The organism is Micromonospora sp. RTBAU3-60, from assembly GCF_054963695.1.
Window position 1 is genome coordinate 253249 of record NZ_JBUEGB010000002.1, and the last position, 25034, is coordinate 278282.

Genomic DNA, 25034 nt, shown 5'->3' on the forward strand with positions numbered 1-25034 from the left:
CCAGTTCCGTTCCGCCTCGTTGAACCGCACGGATCGGCAACCCAACGAGGTAGGCGAGACGGATGACGACGATCGGTTCAGAGAATCTCACCAACGGTCCGGGAAAGCCGGAGCGGTTCGGTGGCAAGTACCGCGGGGCGCGCCGGGACAGCGTCCTCACCGAGGTGGTCTCCTCCGACGCCGAGATCGCGGGCCGGGACGTGGACGGCCCGGAGCAGCCCTCGCCGCCGCTCTCCCTGCCGTCGCTGGATCCGAACCCGCTCACCGAACCGTCGTTCCCGCCGACCGGCTGGCCGTTGGAGCAGGCCGAGTCCCTGGTGGATCACCCGCTGCTGCGCGGCCTGCTGATGGAACTGCCCCCGAAGGGCAGCGTGCCGCCGCCGGGCTGGTTGGACCGCTGGTTCGAGGCGACCCGGGCGATCCTGGAACTGCTATACGTGCAGGGGCCCAGCCGCTCGCGCTGACGCCCGGGCCGCCAGCGGCTGCGCCGACGTCGGGCTCGCCGGCGGTTGTGCCAGCGTCAGGTTCGCTGGCGGTTGCGCTGGCGTCAGGTTCGCCGGCGGCAGCGCCTGTTCGGCGAGCCGGTTGTGCCGTAGCGCGTGGCGTACCCCGATCGCGAGGACGCCGAGCACGCCGACGGTGATCGCCGGGCCGGTCACGGCCGGCGCCCCGAGCAGGTCGACGCCCGCGGCCGAGACCATAGCCGGGACGACCGCGAGCGCGGTCACCTGGATCGGCAGCCCGATCAGCGGATGCGCCGCGGCGGCGCGCAGCCCGTGCGGGGCCGGGGTGTCCGGTGCGGCGGCGAAGGCGCCCGCGCCGGCCCGCAGCCGCCGCACCCGCCGGACCGTGCAGACCGCGACGACCAGCGCCGGGGCCGCCGCGAGCAGGAGGCCGTCGGCGGCCCGGTCGATCGCCGTCGTCCCGGCGCTCTGCAGGCCCAGGAGCAGCACGGCCGCGGTCAGCACCAGGCCGGCCAGGGTCAGCGCGGACAACCATCCGGTACGCCGGCGCAGAGCGCGGGCGCGGTCCAACCGGGGCAGTCCGTCCGCGACGACCCCGGCGGCCAGCCAGACGGCGGCGACGGGGAGCAGCACGGTGAGATGGTCGTCCACGCCACTCAGCCTTGCCCAGTTCGACGTGTACCGAATCGGGGCGGCACCCCGGTTGGCCCCGTACGTCGTCCCGTAGGGGCCATCCCGCCGGCGTTATTGAGGATTCGACATGTTCACATTCTCGACCTCTCGATCTAGCCTCTTCTCGATCGGCAAGTGTCGATCTGCCTGCGCCGCACCGGGCGGACGGCCGTACGCCGGTCGGAGGGAGGTAGGGAGATGGCTCTCCCACACAGGTCCGTACTCGTCGGCGTGGCCGCCCTGACCATGCTCGCGGCGGCCAGCCCCGCGCTGGCCGCCGAACCGAGCGGAGCGATCCGGAACGCCGGCGGCGCCACCGCCGTGGCCGACAGCTACCTCGTCGTGTTGAAGGACAGCGCCGTGGCCCCCAGCCGGGTCACCGAGGCCGCCCAGCGGCTGACCGCCCGGCACGGCGGCACCGTCGCCCGCACCTGGCGTACCGCCCTGCGCGGCTTCGAGATCCGGGTCGGCGAGGTCGCCGCCGCGCGGATCGCCGCCGATCCCGCCGTGGCGTACGTGGAACAGAACCACACCGTGTCGATCGCCGGCACCCAGCCGAACCCGCCGTCCTGGGGTCTGGACCGGATCGACCAGCGGAACCTGCCGCTGAACAGCTCGTACACCTACCCGAACACGGCCAGCAACGTGCGCGCGTACATCATCGACACCGGCGTGCTGTTCGGGCACAACGACTTCGGCGGCCGGGCGGTCTCCGGCTTCGACGCGGTCGACGGCGGCTCCGCCGACGACTGCAACGGCCACGGCACGCACGTCGCGGGCACCGTGGGCGGCTCCTCGTACGGGGTGGCCAAGGGAGTCCAGATCGTCGGCGTCCGGGTGCTCAACTGCCAGGGCAGCGGCACCACCGCCCAGGTGGTGTCCGGCATCGACTGGGTCACCGCCAACGCGGTCAAGCCGGCGGTGGCGAACATGAGCCTTGGCGGCTCCGCCGACAGCGCGATCGACACCGCGGTCACCAACTCCATCAACTCCGGCATCACCTACGCGGTGGCGGCCGGCAACGGCGACATCTTCGGCAACCGACAGAACGCCTGCAACTACTCGCCGGCCCGGGTCGCACCGGCGATCACGGTCGGCGCCACCCAGAACAACGACGCCGCCGCGAGCTTCTCCAACTACGGCACCTGCGTGGACATCCTCGCGCCGGGCGTCAACATCACCTCCGCCTGGTACACCAGCAACACCGCGACGAACACGATCAGCGGCACCTCGATGGCCTCACCGCACGTCGCCGGCGCCGCCGCGCTGGTGCTCTCGGCGAATCCGACGTGGACTCCACAGCAGGTGCGGGACAGCCTGGTCAACGACGCCACCCCGAACGTGGTGACCAACGTGGGCACGGGCACCCCGAACCGGCTGCTCTACGTGACCGGCGGCACCACCCCGCCGACCAACGACTTCTCCGTCTCGGTGTCGCCGACGTCCGGCTCCACCGCGCCCGGCGGCTCGGTGACGGCCACCGTCAACACCGCCACCACCAGCGGCTCGGCCCAATCGGTCAGCCTCTCCGCCAGCGGCCTGCCGGCCGGCGCCAGCGCCTCGTTCAACCCGGCCACGGTGACCTCCGGCGGCTCGTCCACGCTCACCATCACCACGTCGGCCAGCACCCCGGCCGGCACGTACCCGGTGAACGTCACCGGCACGGCGGCCTCGGGCACGCGGACGGCGAGCTACTCGCTGACCGTCACCGGCGCCGGTGGCTGCACCGGCACCGGCCAGAAGCTCGCCAACCCGGGCTTCGAGTCCGGCAACACCGGGTGGACCGCCAGTTCCGGGGTGATCGGCCAGTACGGCTCCTCCGGCCAGCCGCCCCGCTCCGGCAGCTGGAACGCCTGGCTGGACGGCTACGGCACCAGCCACACCGACACCCTGGCCCAGACGGTGAGCCTGCCGGCCGGCTGCTCGTCGTACACCCTGAGCTTCTGGCTGCACATCGACACCGCTGAGACGACCACCAGCACCGCGTACGACACGCTCAGGGTGCAGGTGCTCAACGGCAGCGGCTCGGTGCTGGCCACGCTCGCCACGTACTCGAACCTGAACAAGAACACCGGCTACGCGCAGAAGTCGTTCAACCTGGGCGCGTACGCCGGCCAGACCATCCAGATCAAGTTCACCGGGGTGGAGGACTGGTCCCTGCAGACCTCGTTCGTCCTCGACGACACCGCGTTGAACGTCTCCTGAGCCAACCTCTTCCCACCGGCGTCCGGCGGTCACCCCTCAGGTGGCCGCCGGACGTCGTGGTGGCCGTAGCGGTCGTTGGGGTGCCTCAGACGTCGAAGGCGGCGGGGCGCCCGGTGGCCGGCGCCGGGGGGGTGGCCTTCCACACGCCCGTCTTCTGGGCGGCCAGCCGGGCCAGGTACGCCGGATTGAGGATCACGTAGCGCCGCCAGAGCCGCTTCGGCTCCAGCCCGAGCCGCCAGAACCACTCCAGTCCGGCCCGCTGCATCCACGGCGGCGGGTTGCGCAGCAGGCCGGCGTGGTAGTCGAAGGCCGCGCCGACCGCCATCAGCGGCATGTCCAGCAGCGGCCGCATGGCGTACGTGAAGACCTCCTGGCGGGGGCAGCCCAGCCCGACCAGGACCAGCCGGGCACCGCTGGCCTTGATCCGGTCGGCGATCTCGACGTCCTCACCCGGCTGCAGGGAGCGGAACTTGGACGCCTCGACTCCGGCGATCTTGAGCGCCGGGAACTTCCGCTCGAGGGCCGGGATCAGCCGGGACAGGGTCGCCTCGGTGGAGCCGTAGAGGTAGACGGGCAGCCCCTCGTCGGCGAAGCGGGCGAGCACCCGGAGGGTGAGCTCCGGGCCGTAGACCCGGTCGGTGAGGCCGGCGCCGTGCAGCAGGTTGAGCGCCCAGCGGACCGGCTGCCCGTCCGGCGTGACCATGTCGAACGCGTTGAGCCGGGCGTTGTGCGCCGGATCGAGCACCCCCGTCATCACGCCGTGCACGGCCAGCGCGGTCAGGGCCAGCGGGCGGCGCTCCTGCGCCGCTGCGACCACGGCCTCGGTCGCCCGGGCGTAGTCGGTCGCGTCGACGAGTACGCCGAGCACGTTCCGCTTGGTGCCGCTGGTCATGCCTTCGGCACCCACTTGTCGACGTTGGCGTCGTAGATCTCGCGGAGGATCATCGGCACGTCGTAGGTGATCTTCCAGTCCGGATAGTGGTCCTCGAACCGGGCCATGCTGCTCACGTACCACTGGTGGTCGCCGGTGCGGGCCTGCTCGACGTAGTTGATTTTCGCCTCGCGGCCCGTGATCTCCTCGGCGATCCGGAACGCCTCGATGTGCGAGGTGTTCGAGTGACGGCCGCCACCCAGGTTGTAGACCTGGGCCGACCGCGGCTCGCGGAAGAACGCCTCGAACGCGGTCAGCACGTCCCGGGAGTGGATCGCATCCCGGACCATCTTGCCCTTGTAGCCGAAGAGGTTGTACGTCCGGCCCTCCATGACGCAGCGCATCAGGTACGCCAGGAAGCCGTGCAGCTCGGCCGCCGAGTGGGCCGGGCCGGTCAGCGTGCCACCCCGGAAGCAGGCGGTCCTCATGTCGAAGTACCGGCCGTATTCCTGGACCATCACGTCGGCGGCGACCTTGGAGGCGCCGAAGACCGAGTGCAGCGACTCGTCGATCGACATGTCCTCGGTGATGCCCTGGTGGTAGGGGTGGTCCTCGGGCAGCTCGTACCGGGTCTCCAGCTCGACCAGGGGGAGGCTGTTCGGGCGGTCGCCGTACACCTTGTTGGTCGAGCAGTGGATGAAGGGCGCCTCGATGGCGTGCCGGCGGGTGTTCTCCAGCACGTTGAGGGTGCCGCCGGCGTTCACGTCGAAGTCGGTGTACGGCTCCTTGGCGGCCCAGTCGTGGCTCGGCTGCGCGGCGCTGTGGATCACGACGGCGATGTCCGAGCCGTACTTCTTGAAGACCTGCTCCAGGCCGTCCCGGTCCCGGATGTCCACCGCGTAGTGGGTGTAGGCGGTGCCCAGTTCGGCGGCGAGCCGGTCCAGGCTCCAGGACGTCGAGCCGTCCTCACCGAAGAAGTACCGCCGCATGTCGTTGTCGATGCCGACCACGTCGAGACCGAGACCGGCGAAGTGCCGGGCCGCCTCGGAGCCGATCAGACCGCCTGAACCGGTCACCAACGCGACACTCACACGCCACTCCTGATCGATAGGAGGCAGGGAAACCATCGGAGCATAGCGTGACGTCCGGCATGCCCCGATACGCCGCGAGGGCTCCGCTGCAAGCGAAGCCCTCGTGATGGTGGGGAAGGGGGGAGTTGAACCCCCACGCCCTTTCGGGCACACGGACCTGAACCGTGCGCGTCTGCCATTCCGCCACTTCCCCGTGGCCTGACCTGGAATACCGTAACTTATCCCGCGCCCGCCATCTGCGGCGGGTGCCGGAACATATTACGCTGTCCCCGGTCATCGCCACGAGCGATCACCGTTCGTGGCGGACGAAACTGTAGCACGACCGCGAGGCCGGCCACGAACGGGCCGCCGGCAGCCGGCCGAGCGGCGTGTGAGCTGCGGAGGCGGTGTCCGGATACCATCATTGCCTCGGGACCCGAGGAGGAGCCGGTGAGCGTGCTGCAACGCTTCGAGAAGCGTCTGGAAGGCCTGGTCGAGGGGGCCTTCGCCAAGGTCTTCAAAGGGGTGGTCCACCCCGTGGAGATCCTCAACGCCATGCAGCGGGAGGCCGAGGCGCACAAGGCGATCCTGGCCGGTGGGCGCACGTTGGTGCCCAACCGCTACGTGATCGATCTCTCGCCGTACGACCACAGTCGGCTGGCGCCGTACGCCGCTGCGCTGGCCCAGGAGCTGGCCCAGTCGCAGGCGGAGTTCATCGGCGAGCAGGCCTGGACGGTCTACGGCGACGTGATTGTCGAGGTCGAGCGCGGTGAAGGGCTGGACACCGGCATGTTCCGGGTCACCGCCGAGGTCTACACCGGCGGCGACGTCGCCCCGGTCTCCGCGCCCGGCGGCTACGACGCCGGCCCGGCCTACCCGTCGTACGACCAGGGTGGCGGCTACGGCCCGCCGCCCGGGCACGGCGGGGGCCGCAACGTCCGGCTGGTGTCCGGTGACGGCCGCACGTACCCCCTCCAGATGGGCTCGACCGTGATCGGTCGCGGCGACCAGGCCAACCTGCGCCTGCCCGACGTCGGCATCTCCCGGCGCCACGCCCGGCTCGACTTCGACGGCGGCCAGGTGGTGCTGACCGACCTCGGCTCCACGAACGGCACGATGGTCAACGGCCAGCGTGTCTCCGCGGTCGCCCTCAACCCGGGCGACATGATCCAGCTGGGCACGACCACCCTGACCTTCCGCGTGGACGGCTGACCCGCCTTGCCGGAACTCGTCATCACCGTCGCCCGGTTCGGGTTCCTCATCCTGCTGTGGATCTTCGTGTTCACGGTGGTCGGGGTGATCCGGCGGGACCTCTTCGCGGGGGCCCGGTCGGGTCGGCTGGTGGCCGCGCCGCGCGCGGTCGGGGCCTCGACTGGGCAGGCGGCGAAGCCGGCGAAGGTGAAGCGGGGCAGAGCCGCACACCAGTTGGTGGTCACCGCCGGCCAACTGGCCGGCACCCGGATCACCCTTGGCGAATCCCAGATCACCATCGGCCGGGCCGAGGATTCGACGCTGGTCATCACCGACGACTACGCCTCGGCGCGGCACGCCCGGCTGGTGCCGCGCGACGGGCAGTGGTTCGTCGAGGACCTCGGATCGACTAACGGCACCTACCTGGATCGCGCTAAGGTCACCGGACCGACCCCCGTCCCCCTCGGCGTGCCGATCCGGATCGGCCGCACCTCCCTCGAATTACGGCCATGACTCTGACCCTGCGCTATGCGGCCCACAGCGACCGCGGTCTGATCCGAGACGGTAACCAGGATTCCGTCTACGCCGGGCCGCGGCTGCTCGCCGTCGCCGACGGCATGGGCGGCATGGCCGCCGGTGACGTCGCCAGCAACATCGTCATCGGTGCCATGGCGCCCCTCGACGAGGATGTCCCAGGGGACGCCCTCGTCGACGCGCTGCGTTCCGCCGTGGGCACCGCCAACCAACAACTCCGCGAGACCGTGGACGCCAACCCGCAGTTGGAGGGGATGGGCACCACGCTCACCGCCACCCTCTTCTCGGGCAGCAAGCTCGGCATGGTCCACATCGGCGACTCGCGGGCCTATCTCCTGCGGAACGGCGAGTTCGCGCAGATCACCAAGGACGACACGTACGTCCAGATGCTCGTCGACGAGGGCCGGATCAGCGCGGAGGAGGCGAGCAGCCACCCCCAGCGCTCGCTGCTCACCCGGGCGCTGGACGGCCGCGACATCGACCCGGAGTACAGCGTCCGCCAGGTGCTCCCCGGCGACCGCTACCTGATCTGCTCCGACGGCCTCTCCGGCGTGGTCAGCGCGGACACCATCGCCGACACGATGCGGGAGTACGCCGACCCGCAGCAGTGCGTCGAGCGCCTGGTGCAGCTCGCGCTGCGCGGCGGCGGCCCGGACAACATCACGGTGATCATCGCCGACGCCACCGACCAGGACATCGTCGAGGCGTCCCCGATCGTCGGCGGCGCCGCCGCCCGGGACCGGGGCATGGCGACCTCCGCCGACGGCTCCACCCCGGCGGCCCGCGCCTCGGCCCTGTCCGCGCCGCGGCCGGCCGCCCCCGAGGAGCCTGCGGACCGCGAGGACGAGCCGGAGCGGGGTCGGCACCGGCCGCTGCGTACCGCGGCCATGCTGCTCGCGCTGCTGGTCATCCTCGGCGGCGGCCTCTTCGGCGGGTGGAGCTACACCCAGCGCCAGTACTACGTCGGGGCCACCGAGGACGGCAAGCTCGCCGTCTTCCGCGGCGTGCCGGGCCAGATCGCCGGGCTCGACCTGTCGAGCGTGCACGCCACCAGCCCGGCCAAGCTGGACGACCTCACCCTGGCCGCGCAGGAGCAGGTGAAGCAGGGCATCCAGGCGCGGAGCGAACCGGACGCCGAGCGCCGGCTGGCCGAGCTGACCAGCGACGACCCGGCCAACCCGAACCTCAAGCCGATCTGCCCGCCCAGCCCGACGGCGGCCGCGGTCAGCCCGACGCCGACCGTGACCCCGACCGCTGTCCCGACCGTGACCGCCAGCCCGCTGGCCCCGGCCGTGAGCGCCACCGCCAGTGCCAGCGCGCCGGTCATCGTCCCGCCCGCGCCCACCACCACACCCGACGTCGCCCCCTCCGACACGGTCCCGCCGGTCGACCCGGCGGGCTGCCGGTCGCCGGAGTGACGGTCGGCTCGACCCCGAGGACCCATCCGTGACCGCAGCCGCCGTACCGGCAACCTCGCCCGCCTCGACGGGCGAGCAGCCCGGCGTGCGCCTGGCCCGGTCCCGGCGTAACGCCGAGCTGTCCCTGCTCCTGCTGGCCATGGTGCTGGTGGCGGCATACTCGGCGACGGTCGAGGCGACCGCGCTGGACACGGTCACCCCGGACTTCTGGATCCCGACCGCCGCGCTGGGGCTGGTCTTCCTCGGCCTGCACCTGGTTATCCGCTGGCTGGCGCCCTTCGCCGACCCGGCGCTGCTGCCGGCGGTCGCCCTGCTCAACGGCATCGGAGTGGGCTTCCTGCGCCGCTACGACCTGGCCCAGGCCGCCCCGGCCGACCGGGAACACCTGGCCATCTTCGCCGGTACGGGCGGCCGGCAGCTCGCCTGGACGCTCGCCGCGGTGATCCTCGCCGCCGCGCTGCTGGCGATCATGCGGGACCACCGGTCGCTCTCCCGGTACGCGTACACCCTGGGGCTGGCCGGCATCGTGCTGGTGATGATCCCGGCGGTGCTGCCGGCCCGGTTCTCCGAGATTAACAACGCCAAGCTGTGGATCCGGGTCGGCGGGTTCTCGATCCAGCCGGGTGAGTTCGCCAAGCTCGCCCTGCTCACCTTCTTCGCCTACTACCTGGTCCGCAAGCGGGAGGTGCTGTCGCTGGCCAGCCGGCGGGTGCTCGGCATTGACTTCCCGCGCGGGCGGGACCTCGGGCCGGTCCTGGTGGTCTGGATCATCAGCCTCCTGGTCCTGGTTTTCGAGAAGGACCTGGGCACCTCGCTGCTCTACTTCGGCATGTTCGTGGTGACGCTCTACATCGCCACCGAGCGGGTCAGCTGGCTGCTCATCGGTCTGATCCTGTTCTTCGGCGGTGCCTACCTGGCGTACGTGCTGGGCAGCACCGTCGGTGGCCCGTTCGCGAACTTCTACCTTCGGGCGGAGATCTGGCTGGACCCGTTCGGTGACCCGTACGACAAGGGCTACCAACTCGTCCAGGGCCTGCTCACGCTCGGCACCGGCGGCCTCTTCGGGGCCGGGCCGGGTGGCGGCCAGCCGACCCTGCTGCCCGAGGTGCAGACGGACTTCATCTTCGCCGGCATCGGCGAGGAGATCGGCCTCTTCGGCCTCTCCGCGCTGCTCGTGGTCTATCTGCTGATCGTCGAGCGGGGGCTGCGGGCCGCCCTGGCGGTGCGGGACTCGTTCGGCAAGCTGCTCGCCGGCGGCCTGGCCTTCACCCTGGGCCTGCAGGTCTTCGTCATCGTCGGCGGGATCAGCAAGCTCATCCCGCTGACCGGTCAGACCACCCCGTTCCTCTCCGCCGGTGGCTCGTCGCTGATGGCAAACTGGCTGCTCATCGCGGTCCTGCTCCGGGTCTCCGACGGCGCGCGCCGGCCGGTTACCCCCGGCGGCCCGGCGGTCCGGCCGTCCGGCGGCCCGCCCGAGCAACTGCACGGTGCTCCCACGGAGGTGATCCGACCATGAACGCACCCCTCCGCCGCGTCGGCGTGGTCGTGATGATCCTCTTCGGTCTGCTCTTCGCGAACCTGAACTGGATTCAGGCCTACAAGGCTGACGAATACCGCAACAGCGACTACAACGGCCGGGTTCAGGTCGCCGAGTACGAGCGCAAGCGGGGCAACATCGAGGTCGGCGGCACCGCGTACGCCCTCAGCAAGGAGACCGGCGGCAAGCTGAAGTTCCAGCGCAGCTACCCCGGTGGGGAGATGTACGCGCACGTGCTCGGCTACAAGCCGGTCAACAACGCCGACATCGGCATCGAGCAGGTCGAGAACGATTTCCTCGCCGGGACCAGCGACCAGCTGATCGGCGACCGGGTGAAGGACATGTTCACCGGTAACAAGACCGGTGGCGGCAACGTGCTGCTGACCCTCTCCAAGCGAGCCCAGGAGACGGCGTACAAGCAGCTCCAGGACAACCAGGTCGGGGCCACCCGGGGCGCGGCGATCGCGATCGACCCGCGTACCGGGGCGGTGCAGGCGCTGGTCTCCATGCCAAGTTTCGACCCGAATCCGCTGGTCAGCCACGACACCGCCGCGGCGTCGAAGGCGTTCAACAAGCTCGAGCAGGACCCGGAGCGCCCGCTGGCCAACCGGGCGCTCGCCGAGACCCTGCCGCCCGGCTCCACCTTCAAGATCGTGGTGGCCGCGGCGGCGCTGGAGAACGGCGTCAGCAAGGAGACCCGGATCCCGGCCGGGTCGAGCTGGACCCCGCCGACCTCGGGCCAGCCGATCCGCAACGCCGCAGCCTCGATCTGCCCCGAGTCGCAGGTGACCCTGATGGACGCGGTCACCGAGTCCTGCAACACCGGCTTCGCCCAGCTCGGCGTGCGGCTCGGTGCCGACAAGCTCAAGGAGAAGGCCCGCCAGTTCGGCTTCGAGCAGGACGACCTTACGGTCGGGCAGCTCAACGAGGGTGGCCTGCCGGTGGCGGCCAGCCGGACCGGCGAGATGACCGCGCCCGGTGGGTCCACCGACCCGGCCGCCCTGGCCCAGTCCTCCATCGGCCAGCGGGACGTCCGGATGACCCCGCTGCAGGGCGCGCTGATCGCCGCGTCGGTCGCCAACGGCGGTAGCCAGATGCGGCCGTACCTGGTCAAGCAGCTGCTCGCCCCGGACCGCACCACCAGCTACTACACCGCCAAGCCGCGCGAGCTGCGCCGGCCGGTGAGCGGTCAGGTCGCCAGCGACCTGCAGGACATGATGGAAAGCGTGGTCAAGAACGGCACCGGCCGGAAGGCCGCGATCAGCGGCTACACCGTCGGCGGCAAGACCGGTACCGCCCAGTCCGGCCCGGACACCCCCGACCACGGCTGGTTCATCGGCTACGTGATGGACAAGAACGGCACCCCGATCTCCGCGGTCTGCGTGGAGCTGGAACGGGCCGGCAGTGGCGGCAGCGCCGAGGCGGCCCGGATCGCCGGCCGGATCATGGCCGCGGTCATCGCCGACTCCGGAGGCCGCTGACATGCTCAGCCCCGGGGTGCAGCTCGGCAACCGCTACCGCCTCGACGAGCGGATCGCCAGCGGTGGCATGGGTGACGTCTGGCGCGGCACCGACCAGGTGCTGGGTCGCACGGTCGCCGTGAAGAGCCTGCTTCCCGCCCTGCTGGACGAGCCCGGCTTCGCCGAGCGGTTCCGTGGCGAGGCGCGCACGATGGCCACCATCAACCACCCCGGGGTGGTGGACGTCTACGACTTCGGCAGCGACCAGCAGATCGCCTTCCTGGTCATGGAGTACGTCGAGGGCGACCCGCTCTCCTCGACGCTCAGCCGGGTCGGCCGGCTCACCCCCGGCCGGACCATGGCCCTGCTGGCGCAGGCCGCCGACGCGCTGCACGCCGCCCACGAGAAGGGCATCGTGCACCGCGACGTGAAGCCCGGCAACCTGCTGGTCCGGCCGAACGGCACGCTGGTGCTCACCGACTTCGGCATCGCCCGCTCCGACCTGGTCGGCCAGCTCACCGCCGCCGGTTCGGTGCTCGGCACGGCCTCGTACATCTCCCCGGAACAGGCCACCGGCGCCGTCGCCACCCCCGCCTCCGACGTGTACGCCCTCGGCGTGGTCGCGTACCAGTGCCTCGCCGGCCGGCGGCCCTTCGAGGGGGACAACCCGCTCGAAATAGCCATGAAGCACGTACGGGAGACGCCCCGCCCGCTTCCCGCCGACATCCCGCCCCAGGTCCGGGCCATCGTCGAGCGGGCCTTGGCGAAGGACCCGGCGGCCCGCTGGCCCAGCGCCGCCGCCCTGGCCAGTGTGGCCCGGCAGGCCAAGCTCGCCCTGTCCCAGCAGGCGCGCGGGGGCGGACGTCCGGGGCCCGTCTCCGGCGTACCCTCCTCGCCCGCGGCGCCGGCGGCCCGGGCGCAGGTCCCGGCGGCACCACGACCGCAGCCGCATCCGCCCGCCCCACAGTCCCGGCCGCCGCTGGCCCCGCGCGGCGCGGCGACCGTCCCGCCGCCCCGGCAGCCCAGCCCCCTGGCGTACGCCCACCAGCCGGCCGCACCGGCTCCCCGCGCGTCCCAGTCCGGGCGGTGGGTGATCGCGATCGTGGTCGCCATACTGGTCGTGCTCTGCTCGGGCGTGATTTCGTACATGTACCGGAAGGGCAAGCTGGCCGGGGACCCCGGCGCGCTTGCTCCGGTGAGCGTGACCTCCAGCGCCGCGCGGGCGCAGGGAGGGGACGATCTGGTCCGGACGTCGTACCGTCGTGGGGTACGGCTCCAGCCGGCTGGCGGCGAGACGACGACGAGCGAAGGACGACAGACGCGATGACAGCGCAGGCCCGCCTGCTCGGTGGCAGGTACCAGGTCGGCGAGCTGCTCGGCTACGGCGGCATGGCGGAGGTGCACCGCGGTCGCGATCTCCGGCTCGGTCGGGATGTCGCGATCAAGATGCTTCGGGCGGACCTGGCCCGGGACGCCACCTTCCAGATGCGGTTCCGGCGGGAGGCGCAGAACGCCGCCTCGCTCAACCACCCGGCCATCGTCGCCGTGTACGACACCGGCGAGGAGACCGCGCCGACCGGCGAGACGCTGCCCTTCATCGTCATGGAGTTCGTCAACGGGCGGACCCTCAAGGAGGTGCTGGGCGCCGAGGGCCGGCTCCAGCCGCGCCGGGCGCTGGAGATCTGCGCCGACATGTGCGCGGCGCTCGAGTTCAGCCACCGGCACGGGATCATCCACCGGGACATCAAGCCCGGCAACGTCATGCTCACCCAGACCGGCCAGGTCAAGGTGATGGACTTCGGCATCGCCCGGGCGCTGGCCAGCGGGGCCACCACGATGACGCAGACCAGCGCCGTGATCGGCACCGCGCAGTACCTCTCCCCCGAGCAGGCCCGCGGTGAGGCGGTCGACGCCCGCTCCGACGTCTACGCGGCCGGCTGCGTCCTGTTCGAGCTGCTCTGCGGGCACCCACCGTTCGTCGGAGACAGCCCGGTCAGCGTCGCGTACCAGCACGTGCGGGAGGCCCCGCCGACGCCCAGCAGCATCAACCCGGACGTCAACCCCGCGGTCGACGCCATCGTGCTCAAGGCGCTGTCGAAGAACCCGCTGAACCGCTACCAGAGCGCCGGCGAGATGCGGGCGGACCTGCTCCGTGCCGCCGCCGGCCGGCCGGTGCTGGCCACCCCGGTCATGCCCGCCGAGGAGACCGTCCCGATGGCGCCGGCCGGCGGGGCGAGGGGCTACCAGACGCAGGTCATGGGGCCGCAGACCCGGCAGCAGATTCCGGCCCGGGTCGGCGACCCGCGCAAGCGCAAGAGCTCCGCCTGGGTGATCGCCACCTTCGCGGCGCTCGGCGTACTCGCGGTGATCGCCCTGGCCGCCGCCCTCTGGCTCAACCAGACCGGCGCCAAGGTCCAGGTCCCGAACTTGCAGGGCAAGAGCGAGACGGCCGCGACCAGCGAGATCCAGCAGGCGGGCCTCCGCTGGGAGATCGGCGATCCGGTGTTCGACGCCAACTGCGAGAAGGGCACCGTGGTCGGCCAGAACCCGGGTCCGAACACCGAGGCGGCCAAGAATTCGTTGGTGACGCTCCAGGTCTGCAACGGCCCGAAGCAGATCACGATTCCCCCTGGCCTGGTGGGCAGCACCTACGACAGCGCCAAGGATCGCCTGGACGAGCTCAAGCTGCAGGTCACGAAGAAGGAGGTCGACGACGCGGCACCCAAGGGGCAGGTCCTCAAGGTCACGCCGGATGAGGGCAGCAAGGTCCCCGAGGGCGCGGAGGTCGTGGTCGAAGTCTCCAAGGGCAACGTCAACGAGGTGCCGGATGTCCGGGGCTACACCAAGGAACAGGCCATCAAGCGGCTGAAGGACGCCGGCTACCAGGTGGATTCCCGGGACGGCGATGAAGTGCCGCCGGACCAGGCTGGCAAGGTGGGCAGCCAGAATCCGAAGCCGGGCACAAAGCGCCCCAAGGGCAGCACGGTAACCATCTACGTCGACTACGCGGCGCCGGAGCCGAGCGACAGCGCGACCGCGACCCCGACGCCCAGCGGCTCGCCGACCGGTGGCGGCGGTGGCTTCCCCTTCCCGACCCCGCCCACGCGGGACGCCACCCGGCAGTGACGCATCGAGGCCCCGACACCCGTCGGGGCCTCGAACCGCTCCGTCAGGCGGAATGCATCCGACGCTGTCCGCCGGCACCCTTCACCGCTCCGCGCCCGCCGCCGCCGCGAATGGTCGTACCTGTCGGCCCATGATCGACCCCAGGTCGCCGACATCGCGGTGTCCGCGTCAGCGGGACACCCCGATGTCGCGTAACTGGAGTGGATCAAGCAAACGCGTCAGGCGGCGGCGAAGGCGGCGCGGCGGCGGGCGTCCACCTCGGCGGCGAGTTCCGGAGCCCGCTCCAGCGCCTCCGGGAAGCCGCACGTGGCCAGCCAGTTCGCCAGCATGAGGTGGCCGCCCTCGGTCAGCACCGACTCGGGGTGGAACTGGACCCCCTCGATCGGCAGGGTCCGGTGCCGCATCGCCATGACCACGCCGGAGGCGGTCCGGCCGGTGACCTCCAACTCCTCGGGCAGGGTCTCGGGCAGGACGGCGAGTGAGTGGTACCGGGTGGCGGTGAACGGGTCCGGCAGGCCGGCGAGCACCCCGACCCCGTGGTGGCTCACCGCGGAGGTCTTGCCGTGCAGCAGCTCCGGCGCCCGGGTCACGGTCGCGCCGAACGCCTCCCCGATGGCCTGGTGGCCGAGACAGACCCCGAAGAGGGGCAGCTTGCCGGCGTACTCCCGGATGACGTCGAGGCAGATGCCGGCGCGGTCCGGACTCCCTGGCCCGGGCGACAGCAGGACGCCGGCCGCGCCCACCCGGCCCACCTCGGCCACGTCGATCTCGTCGTTGCGCCGGACCTCGCAGTCGGCGCCGAGCTGGCCGAGGTACTGCACCAGGTTGAAGACGAACGAGTCGTAGTTGTCGATCACCAGGACGCGCATCGGGTCACCTGCTCGGGGTGGTCGGCGGGGCGTTGTTCGTCTCCGTGCTGTACGGGATCTCCTCGTGGCTCGGGGTCACCCCCGGGTCGTTGAGCCCGCCACCCGGATCCTCACCCGGTACGCCGGAGTCCTGGGTGACCTGCACGTCGTCGAAGGGGAGCAGGGGCTCTGCCCACGGGAACACCACGAACCAGAGCAGGGCGACCGCCGCGGCGGCGAGCAGCACCGAGCCGGCCAGCTTCCCGGCCAGCCCGAACGGCAGTCTGCGCCAGATCCACGTGTACATGGTCAGCCCTCCAGCTCGGCCGGGCGGCCCGCCGATTTCGCCTGCACGTGGTCCAGTTCGGCGTGGATGATCAGGCGCTGGTAGTTGTCGAACTTGGGGTTGCAGGTGGTCAGGGTGAGCAGCTTCTGGCTCGGCTTCTCGCCCGGCTTGCCGGGCACCGGGGCCACCACCTCGACCTGGTTCGGCTTGACGATGCGCTGCTCGTAGACCTTGTAGACGAACCACTCGGTCTTGGACTCCACCACGATGTTGTCCCCGCTGCGCAGCTCGTCCAGCCGCCAGAAGGTGGCCCGGATGCGGTGCCCGGCGACGGCGAAGTTGCCCACCTCGCCCGGCAGGGCGCTCTTCGGGTAGTGGCCGGGGGCGTACCGGATGTCGGCCGGGCTGACCCCCTCGACCACCACCCAGTGCTTGTCGATCTTGGGGATGTAGAGCCCGGCGACCGGCTTGCCCTCGGCCGGTGCCGTGGGCTTCGCGGCGGGGCCGCTCGGGCTGACCGTCGGGTCGCCGGTGGGCCCCCACTCCTGGGCGAGCTGGCTGTTCAGGTCGTTCTGGTGGGCGTCGACGATCACCGTCTTGCCCCAGATCTCATACCCGGCGAAGAGCAGCACCACCAGGCCGAAGGTGATCAGCACCTCGCCGGCGACCCGCACGGTGGTACGCAGCCGGGAGCCGAAGGTCGGCCGGGTCAGCTCGGAGTAGACGCTCTTGTACCCCTCCCCGGTCTGCTCGGGGCGTAGCTGCACCACCCGCTCGCCCCGCCGGGGGCGCGGCGGCTCGGCGGGGGTGTCGGGCTCGTCGTCGCCCGTGTCCCGGGCGGGCGGCACCGCTCCCATCAGCGCGGTCGAGTCCATGGCCCCGTTTCGGGCCGGCCGGTTCGTGACGGCGGGGATCACCGCGGTCGCTGCCGGGTCCGCCGCGTCGCCGGCCGGTCCTCTCCCACCCGGGTCGCCCGGGGGTGGACCAGCCGCCCGGGGCGCGCCGCCGGCCGGCGCCCCGACGCGTGACGCGGCAGCGGCAGGATCCCCCCCGGTCCGCCCGGGCGGCGGTACGTCCGGGCCCTGGTGCGGATGCGCGGCGGAGCGGCGTCCAGAGCGGTCGCCGACCGGGGGGATGAACGCGGTCGGCCCGTCGCCCGGGGCGGCCGGCCGTACCGCGGCGGCCGTAGGGCCGTCCGGCCGGCGGGCGGCGGGCTGGTCGGCGGCGCGGTGGCCCGGTGCGGGCGTGGGGATCCCGGGCGCGGCGGCGGGCGCGTCCGGCCGGCGGGCGGTGAACCCGTCGGGGGCGCGGCGGCCCGGGGTCGGTGCGGGAGTTCCGGACGCGGCGGTGCGGCCGCCCGAACGGGGTGCGCTCGGCTCGTCGGCGGCCGGGTGGCCGGGGAATCCAGGGGCGGGGGTGGGGCCGTCGGAGCGGCGGCCCGGCGCGTCGCCGCCCCAGCGGCCCGGCGCGCTGCCGCCCGCGGGCGGGCCCGGCTGGCGGTCGAACCGGTTGCCGGGCGAGTTGGCGCGCGGGCCGGTGTCGGCCGGCTCCTCCGGCCGGTGGCGGGACTGCTCGGGGCCACGGCCGGGGGCCCGCTCGGGCTCCGCCCAGGCGCCCGGGGCCGGCTGGCGCGGGTCGTGGCGGCGCTCCGGGCCGGCGGCGGGTGCCGGCGGGCGGGCGTGGGGGGCACCGGTCCAGGGCGGTGGCGGGGCCGCGGACCGGGCGGCCGGACCGGAGGCTGCCGCACCGGGCGCGTCCGGCTCCGGCCAGGGCAGGTCGAGTGCGGGCCGGGGTGGCGGCGGCGCCGGGCGGTCGACCCTGGGAACGAACGCGGTCGGCTCGTCGCCGTGGTCGTGGTGTTCCCGGGGCTCCTCCGGCCTCACTGCGGCACCTTCGCGGACTGGAGTGCTGTCGAGTCCTCGAACGCCGGCACGGTGACCGTGGAGACGGTCTCCTTGTACCCGAGCTGGTAGTGGTCGACCGCTTCCCTGAACAACCGGACTCCCTCGGAGGCGGCGAGCGCGCGCTGGAGAGCGGCGGGATCGCCGATTGCCACGATCTTGAAAGGAGGGGAGTACACCCGGCCGTGCAGCAGCAGGGTGTTACCGACGCAGCGTACCGCGCTGGTGCTGAGCACGCGGACGTCCATGATTGACATGGCCTCGGCCCCACCCGCCCAGAGCGCGTTCACGACCGCCTGGACGTCACCCTGGTGGACGACCAGGTCGTCGTTGCTGGCACCTTTGGGCAGGGTCTGGTCGGCCCGCCGGGGCGCGTCGTCCAGCTCGATGGTGACCCCGGTGCCGGTGAGCGCGGTGAACCCGGCGGCCTGCCGGCTGGCGGCGGCCCGGTCGCGCTGGGCCTTGATCGGGCCGTCGGTGTCGGCCAGGGCGGCCGTCTGCTCCTCGACCTCGGCGCGCAGCTCGGCGGCCTGCTTCTCGCTCGCCGCGACCTGCTCGCGCCGGTCCTCGATCAGCTGGGTGAGCTGCGGCCGGCGGTCCTCCCGCAGCGGCGTGCCGCCGGCGGTGGTCGCGGTCGTGGTGAACAGCAACCCCGCCGCGGCGGCGATCAGGGGTACGCCGATCGACCAGCCCGGTCGGCGCTGCCGCGGCCGTCGGGGCAGCAGGCCGGCGACCGCCCGCCGAAGGACCTTCTGCCAGGAGGCGGCGCCGGACGTGTACTCCACCGGGCGTTCCCTTTCCCGTCGTCTCTTCCGGCCCGCGTCTACCCGGACCGGGGTGTTCGACCCGAAAAGTCCCGCCTTTTCGGTCACTCCGCGCACCGGCCTGACCCCATTCATGGCTTGGACGGCCCGTCCGGACTACGCTAGCTGTCGAACATTATTGGCCATGGACCGTCGCCCCCGCGCCCGGTTGTCAGGCCGGACGAGGTCGTACCCCCCTCTGGAGAGCGTCGTGCCCAAGTCTCAGGTCCGCAAGAAGAAGGTGTACACCCCGCCGACGGACGTTCGCCCCACGGCGACGGCGGCGACGCGCAAGCCCAGCCCGATCTGGCTGCCGATCAGCGCTGTCACGCTGATCGTGGTCGGCATCGGCTGGCTGGTCGTGTACTACCTCTCCGAGCAGGCGTACCCGGTCATGTCGTGGGGTTACTGGAACCTCGCGGTGGGCTTCGGCGCGATGGTCGCCTCGCTGATCCTGCTCTCCCGCTGGCGCTGACCCCGCCAGCGGCCGCTGGTCGTTCCACACCACGCCGCTCCATGGACGCATATCACGCCGCGACGCCCCTGACCGGCGGTCGGCGCCCGGTCCACCTAGGGTGTCGGCAGGGCGGCGTGGCCTGATGCGAGATGACTCACGTTACTGCTGGGTAACCTTGCGCGTAGGCTGCACTGCATGACCGAGCGGAGCGAGGTCATCGACCGGTCGGGTCGGGGTGGTGGGAGCGGCGCAACGCCGCTCCAGCCCTGAGCCGCTCCCGGTCGCCGAGCCGCTCGACAGGCAGCAGACCGGGAGGCCAACTCGATGGGCAGCGTCCAGATCGTCACCACGATCCTCGCGGCCGCCATCACCGCCGTGGCGGTGGGGCTTGCGGTACGCGCGGTCATGAAGATGGTGGCAGTCATCCGGCTCGGGCAACCGGCGCCGGAGCGGTTCGCCGACAAGGGTGCCCGCACGACCAAGATGCTGGTGGAGACCGCCGGTCACACCCGCATGTTGAAGTGGAGCGTGGTGGGCGCCGCGCACTGGTTCGTGATGGTCGGGTTCATCGTGCTGTCGCTGCTGGTGCTCGAGGCGTACTTCGAGGTGGTCACGCCGGGCGGCGGGCTGCCGATCATCGGGCACTGGACGATCTTCGGCCTGGCCACCGAGCTGATCGGCATCTTCGGCCTGGCCGGCATCCTGGTGCTGATGGCGATCCGGCTGCGCAACCGGCCCGCCCGGCCCGGCAACCGGTCCCGGTTCACCGGCTCCACCATGTGGCAGGGCTACTTCGTCGAGTGGGTCGTGTTGCTGGTTCTGATCTTCGGCTTCGTGATCCGCGGCTTCAAGGTCGCCACCGACCACTTCGAGTACCCGGTCTGGGCCACCCCGCTCAGCCACGCCGTCGGCCAGGCGCTCCCGGCCTGGGCGGCCGGCGTCAGCGTCGCCGCCCTCATCAAGATCGTCATCTCGATGACCTGGCTCATCGTGATCTCGCTGAACGTCACCATGGGCGTCGCCTGGCACCGCTTCCTGGCGTTCCCCAACATCTTCTTCAAGCGCGACCCGGAGAAGCCGGCCGGCTCGGGTCTCGGCCCGCTGCGGCCGATGATGAGCGACGGCAAGCCGCTCGACTTCGAGGAGGCCGACCCGGAGAAGGACCAGTTCGGCGTCGCCCAGGTCGAGCAGTTCAGCTGGAAGGGCCTGCTGGACTTCAGCACCTGCACCGAGTGCGGCCGCTGCCAGTCGCAGTGCCCGGCCTGGAACACCGGCAAGCCGCTGTCGCCGAAGCTGCTCGTGCTGAGCCTCCGCGACCACGCGTACGCCAAGGCGCCGTATCTGCTGGCCGGCGGGGGCAAGGACCTGACCGGCGAGGAGAAGGCCACGAGTGAGCAGCTCGCGAACGTCGACGTGCTGGCCCTGGCCGAGGCCGACCGGCCGCTGATCGGCACCGCCGAAGAGGGCGGCGTCATCGATCCGGACGTGCTCTGGTCCTGCACCACCTGCGGCGCCTGCGTCGAGCAGTGCCCGGTGGACATCGAGCACGTCGACCACATCGTGGACATGCGCCGCTACCAGGTGCTGATCGAGTCGAGCTTCCCGTCCGAGGCCGGCGTCATGCTTCGCAACCTGGAGAACAAGGGCAACCCGTGGGGCGCCCCGCAGAACACCCGGGAGGACTGGACCAAGGGCCTCGACTTCGAGGTGCCCCGGGTCGGCGAGGTCGAGGACTTCGAGTACCTGTTCTGGGTCGGCTGCGCCGGCGCGTTCGAGGACCGGGCCAAGAAGACCACCCAGGCGGTCGCCACGCTGCTGCACGAGGCCGGCGTCTCCTTCGCCATCCTCGGCGAGGGCGAGACCTGCACCGGTGACCCGGCCCGCCGGATCGGCAACGAGTTCGTCTTCCAGATGCTCGCCCAGCAGAACGTCGAGACCCTGAACGAGGCGTTCGAGGGCCGGGAGAAGAGCAAGCGCAAGATCGTCGCCACCTGCCCGCACTGCTTCAACACGCTGGGCAACGAGTACGGCCAGCTCGGCGGCGAGTTCGAGGTGGTCCACCACACCCAACTCCTGGCCCACCTGGTGGCCAGCGGCAAGCTCACCCCGGTGCAGCCGGTCGATGGCGGCCTCACCTACCACGACCCCTGCTACCTGGGCCGGCACAACCGCGTCTTCACCCCGCCGCGCGAGGTGCTCGGCAGTGCTCTGGGTGGCGCCGAGATCGCCGAGATGCCGCGCAACAGCGAGCGCTCCTTCTGCTGCGGCGCCGGCGGTGCCCGGATGTGGATGGAGGAGAAGATCGGCAAGCGGATCAACGTGGACCGGGTCGAGGAGGCCATGTCCACCGGGGCGAAGACCATCGCGGTCGGCTGCCCGTTCTGCTCGACGATGCTCAACGACGGGGTCAACGGCAAGGGCGCCGGGGAGCAGGTCGAGGTGATCGACGTCGCCAGCGTGCTGCTCCGCTCGGTGCGGCCGGAGAACACCCAGGGCGACAAGGAGGCCGAGCCGGTCGCCGGCTGAGGCGTACGCCGGGACAGCCGGCACCCGACGGCGGTGGCACCCACGGGGGCCACCGCCGTCTCCGTGTGTGAAGAAGCGCGGCTCGCGCGCACTCGTGCCCCTGGCGGGGGCGTGGAAGAATCGCGCCCGAGGTGAGGCGAGCATCGATGTCCTGTTGGTCACCACGCTGTTGCCCCTGGTCGGCTTCGTCCTGCTGACCGCCGGCAACGCGTTCTTCGTCGCGGCCGAGTTCGCCCTGGTCACCGTCGACCGGGCGGAGATCGACCGGCGGGCCGACGAGGGCGACGGGCGGGCCGCCACCGTACGCCGGGCGCTGCGCGAACTCTCCTTCCAGCTCTCCGGCGCGCAGCTCGGCATCACCATCACCGCGCTGCTCACCGGCTACCTGGCCGAGCCCGCCCTGGCCCGGCTCTTCGCCCCGCTGCTGCGCCCGCTCGGCGGCGCGGAACGGTTCAGCGGGCTGCTCGCTCTCGCACTGGCCACGCTGATCTCGATGCTCTTCGGCGAGCTGGTGCCGAAGAACCTCGCGCTGGCCCGGCCGATGCCGGCCGCACTCGCCACCGCCGGGCCGATGCGCACCTTCTCCCGGACCTTCGGCTGGCTGATCCGGCTGCTGAACGACTCGGCGAACCGGCTGGTCCGCCGGCTCGGGGTGGAGCCGCAGGAGGAGCTGGCCAGCGCCCGGTCGCCGGAGGAGCTGGGTCTGCTCGCCGCGATCTCGGCCCGGGCCGGCGCGCTGCCGCCCGACACCGCGATGCTGCTGCGGCGCACCATCCGCTTCGGCGACAAGCGGGCCGCGGAGGCGATGACGCCCCGGGTGGACGTCATCGCGCTGCGGTCCACCGCGACCGTCGCCGAGCTGCTGGACCTGTCCCGGGAGACCGGCCGCACCCGGTTCCCCGTCTACGAGGAGACGCTGGACCTGGTCACCGGCGTCGCCGGGGTGCCGGACGCGCTCGGCGTACCGCTGGCGCAGCGGGCGAGGACGACCGTCGCCGCGGTCGCCCGCGAGCCGGTGTACGTGCCGGAAAGCCTCGACCTGGACGGCGTGCTCGCCGCCCTGAAGTCGGCCGGTGCGGACCTGGCCATCGTGGTCGACGAGTACGGCGGCACCGACGGCGTGGTGACCGTGGAGGACCTGGTCGAGGAGCTGGTCGGGGAGATCGCCGACGAGTTCGACCCGGACGCGGTGGACGACCTCGGGCCGGTCGAGCTGACCGTGCCGGGCGGGGAGCGGACCGTCCTGGTGGACGGTGTGTTGCGGGCGGACGAGCTGATCGAGCAGACCGGTTTCCGGCTGCCCGAGGGGCCGTACGAGACCCTGGCCGGGTTTCTGATGGCCCGCCTCGGGCACATCCCCGTCCCGGGAGAGACCGTCGAGGCGAGCGGCTACGAGTTCACCGTCGTCGAGGTCGAGCGGCACCGGATCGAGCAGGTCCGGGTGGTCCGCCCCGAGGAGCCGGACGACGATGAGTGAGCTGGTCGTCGCCGTCCTGTTGCTGCTCGGCAACGCCTTCTTCGTGGGCAGCGAGTTCGCGCTGATCGCCTCCCGCCGTACGGTGATCGAGCCGCTCGCGGCAACCTCGAAGCGGGCCCGCTGGGCGCTGTCGGCGATGAACCAGATCCCGCTGATGATCGCCGGGGCGCAGCTCGGCATCACGGTCTGCTCGCTCGGCCTCGGCGCGATCGCCGAGCCGGCGCTGGCCCACCTGCTGGAGGCGCCGTTCGAGGCGCTCGGGCTGCCGGCCTCCGGGGTGCACCCGGTGGCCTTCGTGATCGCCCTGGGCGTGGTGGTCTTCCTGCACACCGTGGTCGGCGAGATGGTGCCGAAGAACATCACCCTGGCCGGCCCGGAGCCGTCGGCGCTCTGGCTCGGCCCGGCGATGCTGGCGTTCTGCCTGGGCACCAAGCCGCTGCTGCTGGCCATGAAGTGGTCGGCCCGGCAGGTGCTGCGGTGGTGGCGGGTCGAGGCGACGGACGCGGTGAAGACCGTGTTCACCGCGGAGGAACTGGCCGGTCTGGTCTCCCAGGCGCGTACCGAGGGGTTGCTGGACGCCGAGGAGCACGCCCGGATCACCGGCGCGCTGGCCCTGCACAGCCGTACGGCGGCGGACGCGCTGCAACCCTGGTCGACGGTGACCACGGTGGCCGAGGACGTGTCACCGGCCTCGCTGGAGGTGCTGGCGACCCGTACCGGCCGGTCCCGGTTCCCGGTGGTGCAGCGGTCCACCCGGCGGGTGCTCGGTTTCGTCCACGTGAAGGACGTGCTCGGGTACGCGGGCGCGAGCCGCCGCGCGCCGGTGCCCGCGGCGGTCTACCGGCCGTTGGCGGTGGTGCCACCCGACCGTACGCTGGCCGACCTGTTGCTCTCGATGCGGCGCGAGCGGCGGCACATGGTCCTGGTGAGTGACGGACGTCTACCCCTGGGAGTGGTGACGCTCGACGATGTATTGACGGCAATCGTTGGCAGGTGAATGAACACCGGTTGTGTGCAAGCGGTTGCGTATACGTGATGTAGCGATACGTCGCCTTGATTCCACCCCGTCGCCTTCCCTAATGTGGGGCACCGGCCGCTGTGGTCGTCTGCCTCGACTTCCCCTCTTGCGAGGCGCCCGGCGGTCGGTTGCAAAGGAGTCCGTGCCGGTGGCAACCATGCCCCCTCATCGTCACGTCCCGAGCCAGCCGCCCGCCCCACCGGTCGGGGCGCGCCGGGTCGTACGCCGTCTCCTCACCGTGGTCGCGGCCGTCGCGGTCGGCGCCGGGCTGCTGGCGGCTCCGGCGCACGCGGCGCCGTCGGTGGACGAGATCGAGGCGCAGATCGACAAGCAGTGGGAACAGCTCGAGCCCACCATCGAGAGCTACAACAAGGTCCGCGCCCAGCTCAGGGTCAACAAGAAGAAGTCGGACGACCTCGAGAAGAAGATGGTGCCGCTGGAGCTGGAGTCGGACCTGGCGATGAACCAGGTGGGCGACATGGCGGCCCGCTACTACATGCGCGGCCCCTCGCAGGAGATCGGCGCCCTGCTGACGAGCACCAAGCCGGGCGTCCTCGGTGAGCAGCTCGTCATCCTCGACCACCTGGCCGCGGAGCAGAAGAAGCAGGTCGCCAGTGTGCTCGCTGTCCGGGACAAGTACGACCGGCAGAAGCGGAAGCTGGACGAGCTGATCGCCACCCAGCAGAAGCAGAGCGACGAGCTGGCGGCGAAGAAGAAGCAGATCGACAGCGAGATCAAGCGGCTGACCGCGCTGATGCCGAAAACCACGGTGATGGTCGCGGGATGCCCGACCATCAACGGCGTGGTGAGCAGCGCCGCGCGGACCGCGATCAAGACGGCTTGCGCCCAGGTCGGCGACCCGTACGTGTGGGGTGCCGTCGGCCCGAACGCCTTCGACTGCTCCGGCCTCACCCAGTACGCCTACAAGGCCGCGGGCATCTCCCTGACCCACTTCACCGGAGCGCAGTGGAACGAGGGCAGAGCCGTGTCCCGCAGCGACGCGCGCCCCGGTGACCTGGTCTTCTTCTACAGCGACCTGCACCATGTCGGCCTGTATCTCGGCAACGGCCTGATGGTGCACGCGCCACGGACCGGCAAACCGGTCCAGGTGACCAAGATCAGCTACATGCCGGTCGCCGGCTTCCGGCGCGTCACCTGATCCTCCCGTAC

Annotated in this window: 21 protein-coding genes and 1 tRNA gene; 14 read left to right on the forward strand and 8 right to left on the reverse strand. The window is 71.7% G+C overall.

The window, feature by feature from the left end:
- The first annotated feature begins 62 nt into the window (after window positions 1–62).
- Window positions 63–464: a hypothetical protein gene (locus ACY34I_RS03325; protein ID WP_462752310.1), complete on the forward strand. Its 402-nt coding sequence runs from the start codon at window positions 63–65 to the stop codon at window positions 462–464.
- On the opposite strand, the gene ACY34I_RS03330 is transcribed toward ACY34I_RS03325, so the two are convergent.
- Window positions 432–1115, reverse strand: a complete 684-nt coding sequence (locus ACY34I_RS03330; protein WP_462752312.1) for a hypothetical protein — start codon at window positions 1113–1115, stop codon at window positions 432–434. The two genes, ACY34I_RS03325 and ACY34I_RS03330, sit on opposite strands and share 33 nt — an antisense overlap.
- Before the next feature lie 219 nt (window positions 1116–1334).
- Here ACY34I_RS03330 and ACY34I_RS03335 point away from each other — a divergent pair, with 219 nt between their 5' ends.
- The gene (locus ACY34I_RS03335) at window positions 1335–3341 is read left to right on the forward strand and encodes a S8 family serine peptidase (RefSeq protein WP_462752314.1); all 2007 of its coding nucleotides are present in this window, start codon (window positions 1335–1337) and stop codon (window positions 3339–3341) included.
- Between the two features lie 85 nt (window positions 3342–3426).
- Here the strand turns inward: ACY34I_RS03335 and ACY34I_RS03340 are convergent, their stop codons facing one another.
- The 3 genes from ACY34I_RS03340 to ACY34I_RS03350 form a co-directional block, all read right to left on the reverse strand.
- On the reverse strand, window positions 3427–4233 hold the full coding sequence (locus tag ACY34I_RS03340; RefSeq protein ID WP_462752316.1) for a WecB/TagA/CpsF family glycosyltransferase: 807 nt from the start codon (window positions 4231–4233) through the stop codon (window positions 3427–3429).
- Entirely contained in the window at window positions 4230–5303 is a 1074-nt protein-coding gene (locus ACY34I_RS03345; RefSeq protein WP_148793823.1) for an NAD-dependent epimerase/dehydratase family protein, read from the reverse strand. The genes ACY34I_RS03340 and ACY34I_RS03345 overlap by 4 nt, the downstream gene beginning before the upstream one ends.
- A 107-nt stretch (window positions 5304–5410) precedes the next feature.
- Window positions 5411–5496: transfer RNA gene (locus tag ACY34I_RS03350), tRNA-Leu, on the reverse strand.
- Between the two features lie 209 nt (window positions 5497–5705).
- Here ACY34I_RS03350 and ACY34I_RS03355 point away from each other — a divergent pair.
- From ACY34I_RS03355 to pknB, 7 genes are all read left to right on the forward strand, one after another.
- A complete protein-coding gene (locus ACY34I_RS03355) occupies window positions 5706–6494 on the forward strand; it encodes an FhaA domain-containing protein (RefSeq protein WP_091126795.1) in 789 nt (262 codons plus the stop codon).
- A 6-nt stretch (window positions 6495–6500) separates the two neighbouring features.
- Window positions 6501–6986 carry an FHA domain-containing protein FhaB/FipA gene (locus ACY34I_RS03360; protein ID WP_091199864.1) on the forward strand — a complete coding sequence of 162 codons (486 nt, stop codon included), beginning with the start codon at window positions 6501–6503 and terminating at the stop codon, window positions 6984–6986.
- A complete protein-coding gene (locus ACY34I_RS03365) occupies window positions 6983–8425 on the forward strand; it encodes a PP2C family protein-serine/threonine phosphatase (protein WP_462752319.1) in 1443 nt (480 codons plus the stop codon). Before ACY34I_RS03360 ends, ACY34I_RS03365 begins: the two co-directional genes overlap by 4 nt.
- Window positions 8426–8510: 85 nt before the next feature.
- Window positions 8511–9941, forward strand: a complete 1431-nt coding sequence (locus ACY34I_RS03370) for an FtsW/RodA/SpoVE family cell cycle protein (protein ID WP_462752540.1) — start codon at window positions 8511–8513, stop codon at window positions 9939–9941.
- On the forward strand, window positions 9938–11443 hold the full coding sequence (locus tag ACY34I_RS03375; RefSeq protein ID WP_462752321.1) for a peptidoglycan D,D-transpeptidase FtsI family protein: 1506 nt from the start codon (window positions 9938–9940) through the stop codon (window positions 11441–11443). The genes ACY34I_RS03370 and ACY34I_RS03375 overlap by 4 nt, the downstream gene beginning before the upstream one ends.
- A gap of 1 nt (window position 11444) precedes the next feature.
- Window positions 11445–12749, forward strand: a complete 1305-nt coding sequence (locus ACY34I_RS03380) for a serine/threonine-protein kinase (RefSeq protein ID WP_462752323.1) — start codon at window positions 11445–11447, stop codon at window positions 12747–12749.
- Window positions 12746–14548: a Stk1 family PASTA domain-containing Ser/Thr kinase gene (pknB, locus tag ACY34I_RS03385; protein ID WP_462752325.1), complete on the forward strand. Its 1803-nt coding sequence runs from the start codon at window positions 12746–12748 to the stop codon at window positions 14546–14548. Before ACY34I_RS03380 ends, pknB begins: the two co-directional genes overlap by 4 nt.
- A 218-nt stretch (window positions 14549–14766) precedes the next feature.
- On the opposite strand, the gene ACY34I_RS03390 is transcribed toward pknB, so the two are convergent.
- From ACY34I_RS03390 to ACY34I_RS03405, 4 genes are read right to left on the reverse strand one after another with little or no spacing between them, the layout of a single operon-like run.
- The gene (locus ACY34I_RS03390) at window positions 14767–15417 is read right to left on the reverse strand and encodes an aminodeoxychorismate/anthranilate synthase component II (RefSeq protein ID WP_462752327.1); all 651 of its coding nucleotides are present in this window, start codon (window positions 15415–15417) and stop codon (window positions 14767–14769) included.
- 4 nt (window positions 15418–15421) lie between these two features.
- Complete coding sequence (locus tag ACY34I_RS03395; RefSeq protein ID WP_462752329.1) at window positions 15422–15703, reverse strand: hypothetical protein; 282 nt, start codon at window positions 15701–15703, stop codon at window positions 15422–15424.
- Window positions 15704–15705: 2 nt separating this feature from the next.
- Window positions 15706–17565 (reverse strand): class E sortase, encoded by a 1860-nt coding sequence (locus ACY34I_RS03400; protein ID WP_462752331.1) that lies wholly within the window; start codon window positions 17563–17565, stop codon window positions 15706–15708.
- Window positions 17562–18368 (reverse strand): DUF881 domain-containing protein, encoded by an 807-nt coding sequence (locus ACY34I_RS03405; protein WP_462752333.1) that lies wholly within the window; start codon window positions 18366–18368, stop codon window positions 17562–17564. The genes ACY34I_RS03400 and ACY34I_RS03405 overlap by 4 nt, the downstream gene beginning before the upstream one ends.
- 229 nt (window positions 18369–18597) lie before the next feature.
- Here ACY34I_RS03405 and ACY34I_RS03410 point away from each other — a divergent pair, with 229 nt between their 5' ends.
- The 5 genes from ACY34I_RS03410 (at window position 18598) to ACY34I_RS03430 (ending at window position 25023) form a co-directional block, all read left to right on the forward strand.
- The gene (locus ACY34I_RS03410) at window positions 18598–18861 is read left to right on the forward strand and encodes a cell division protein CrgA (RefSeq protein ID WP_148793833.1); all 264 of its coding nucleotides are present in this window, start codon (window positions 18598–18600) and stop codon (window positions 18859–18861) included.
- Window positions 18862–19167: 306 nt separating this feature from the next.
- Window positions 19168–21369 carry a (Fe-S)-binding protein gene (locus ACY34I_RS03415; RefSeq protein WP_462752335.1) on the forward strand — a complete coding sequence of 734 codons (2202 nt, stop codon included), beginning with the start codon at window positions 19168–19170 and terminating at the stop codon, window positions 21367–21369.
- Between the two features lie 169 nt (window positions 21370–21538).
- Window positions 21539–22846, forward strand: coding sequence for a hemolysin family protein (locus tag ACY34I_RS03420; RefSeq protein WP_462752541.1), 1308 nt, complete (start codon window positions 21539–21541; stop codon window positions 22844–22846).
- Window positions 22839–23843, forward strand: a complete 1005-nt coding sequence (locus tag ACY34I_RS03425) for a hemolysin family protein (RefSeq protein ID WP_462752337.1) — start codon at window positions 22839–22841, stop codon at window positions 23841–23843. Before ACY34I_RS03420 ends, ACY34I_RS03425 begins: the two co-directional genes overlap by 8 nt.
- 163 nt (window positions 23844–24006) lie before the next feature.
- On the forward strand, window positions 24007–25023 hold the full coding sequence (locus ACY34I_RS03430) for an NlpC/P60 family protein (RefSeq protein ID WP_462752339.1): 1017 nt from the start codon (window positions 24007–24009) through the stop codon (window positions 25021–25023).
- The last annotated feature ends 11 nt before the right edge of the window (window positions 25024–25034 follow it).

Bases quoted from the DNA above. Each gene is read 5' to 3' on its own strand.
- ACY34I_RS03415 (WP_462752335.1), top strand. From the start codon at position 19,168: ATGGGCAGCGTCCAGATCGTCACCACGATCCTCGCGGCCGCCATCACC.
- ACY34I_RS03425 (WP_462752337.1), top strand. From the start codon at position 22,839: ATGAGTGAGCTGGTCGTCGCCGTCCTGTTGCTGCTCGGCAACGCCTTC.
- ACY34I_RS03340 (WP_462752316.1), bottom strand. From the start codon at position 4,233: ATGACCAGCGGCACCAAGCGGAACGTGCTCGGCGTACTCGTCGACGCG.
- pknB (WP_462752325.1), top strand. From the start codon at position 12,746: ATGACAGCGCAGGCCCGCCTGCTCGGTGGCAGGTACCAGGTCGGCGAG.
- ACY34I_RS03380 (WP_462752323.1), top strand. From the start codon at position 11,445: ATGCTCAGCCCCGGGGTGCAGCTCGGCAACCGCTACCGCCTCGACGAG.
- ACY34I_RS03335 (WP_462752314.1), top strand. From the start codon at position 1,335: ATGGCTCTCCCACACAGGTCCGTACTCGTCGGCGTGGCCGCCCTGACC.
- ACY34I_RS03365 (WP_462752319.1), top strand. From the start codon at position 6,983: ATGACTCTGACCCTGCGCTATGCGGCCCACAGCGACCGCGGTCTGATC.
- ACY34I_RS03375 (WP_462752321.1), top strand. From the start codon at position 9,938: ATGAACGCACCCCTCCGCCGCGTCGGCGTGGTCGTGATGATCCTCTTC.
- ACY34I_RS03395 (WP_462752329.1), bottom strand. From the start codon at position 15,703: ATGTACACGTGGATCTGGCGCAGACTGCCGTTCGGGCTGGCCGGGAAG.
- ACY34I_RS03325 (WP_462752310.1), top strand. From the start codon at position 63: ATGACGACGATCGGTTCAGAGAATCTCACCAACGGTCCGGGAAAGCCG.
- ACY34I_RS03390 (WP_462752327.1), bottom strand. From the start codon at position 15,417: ATGCGCGTCCTGGTGATCGACAACTACGACTCGTTCGTCTTCAACCTG.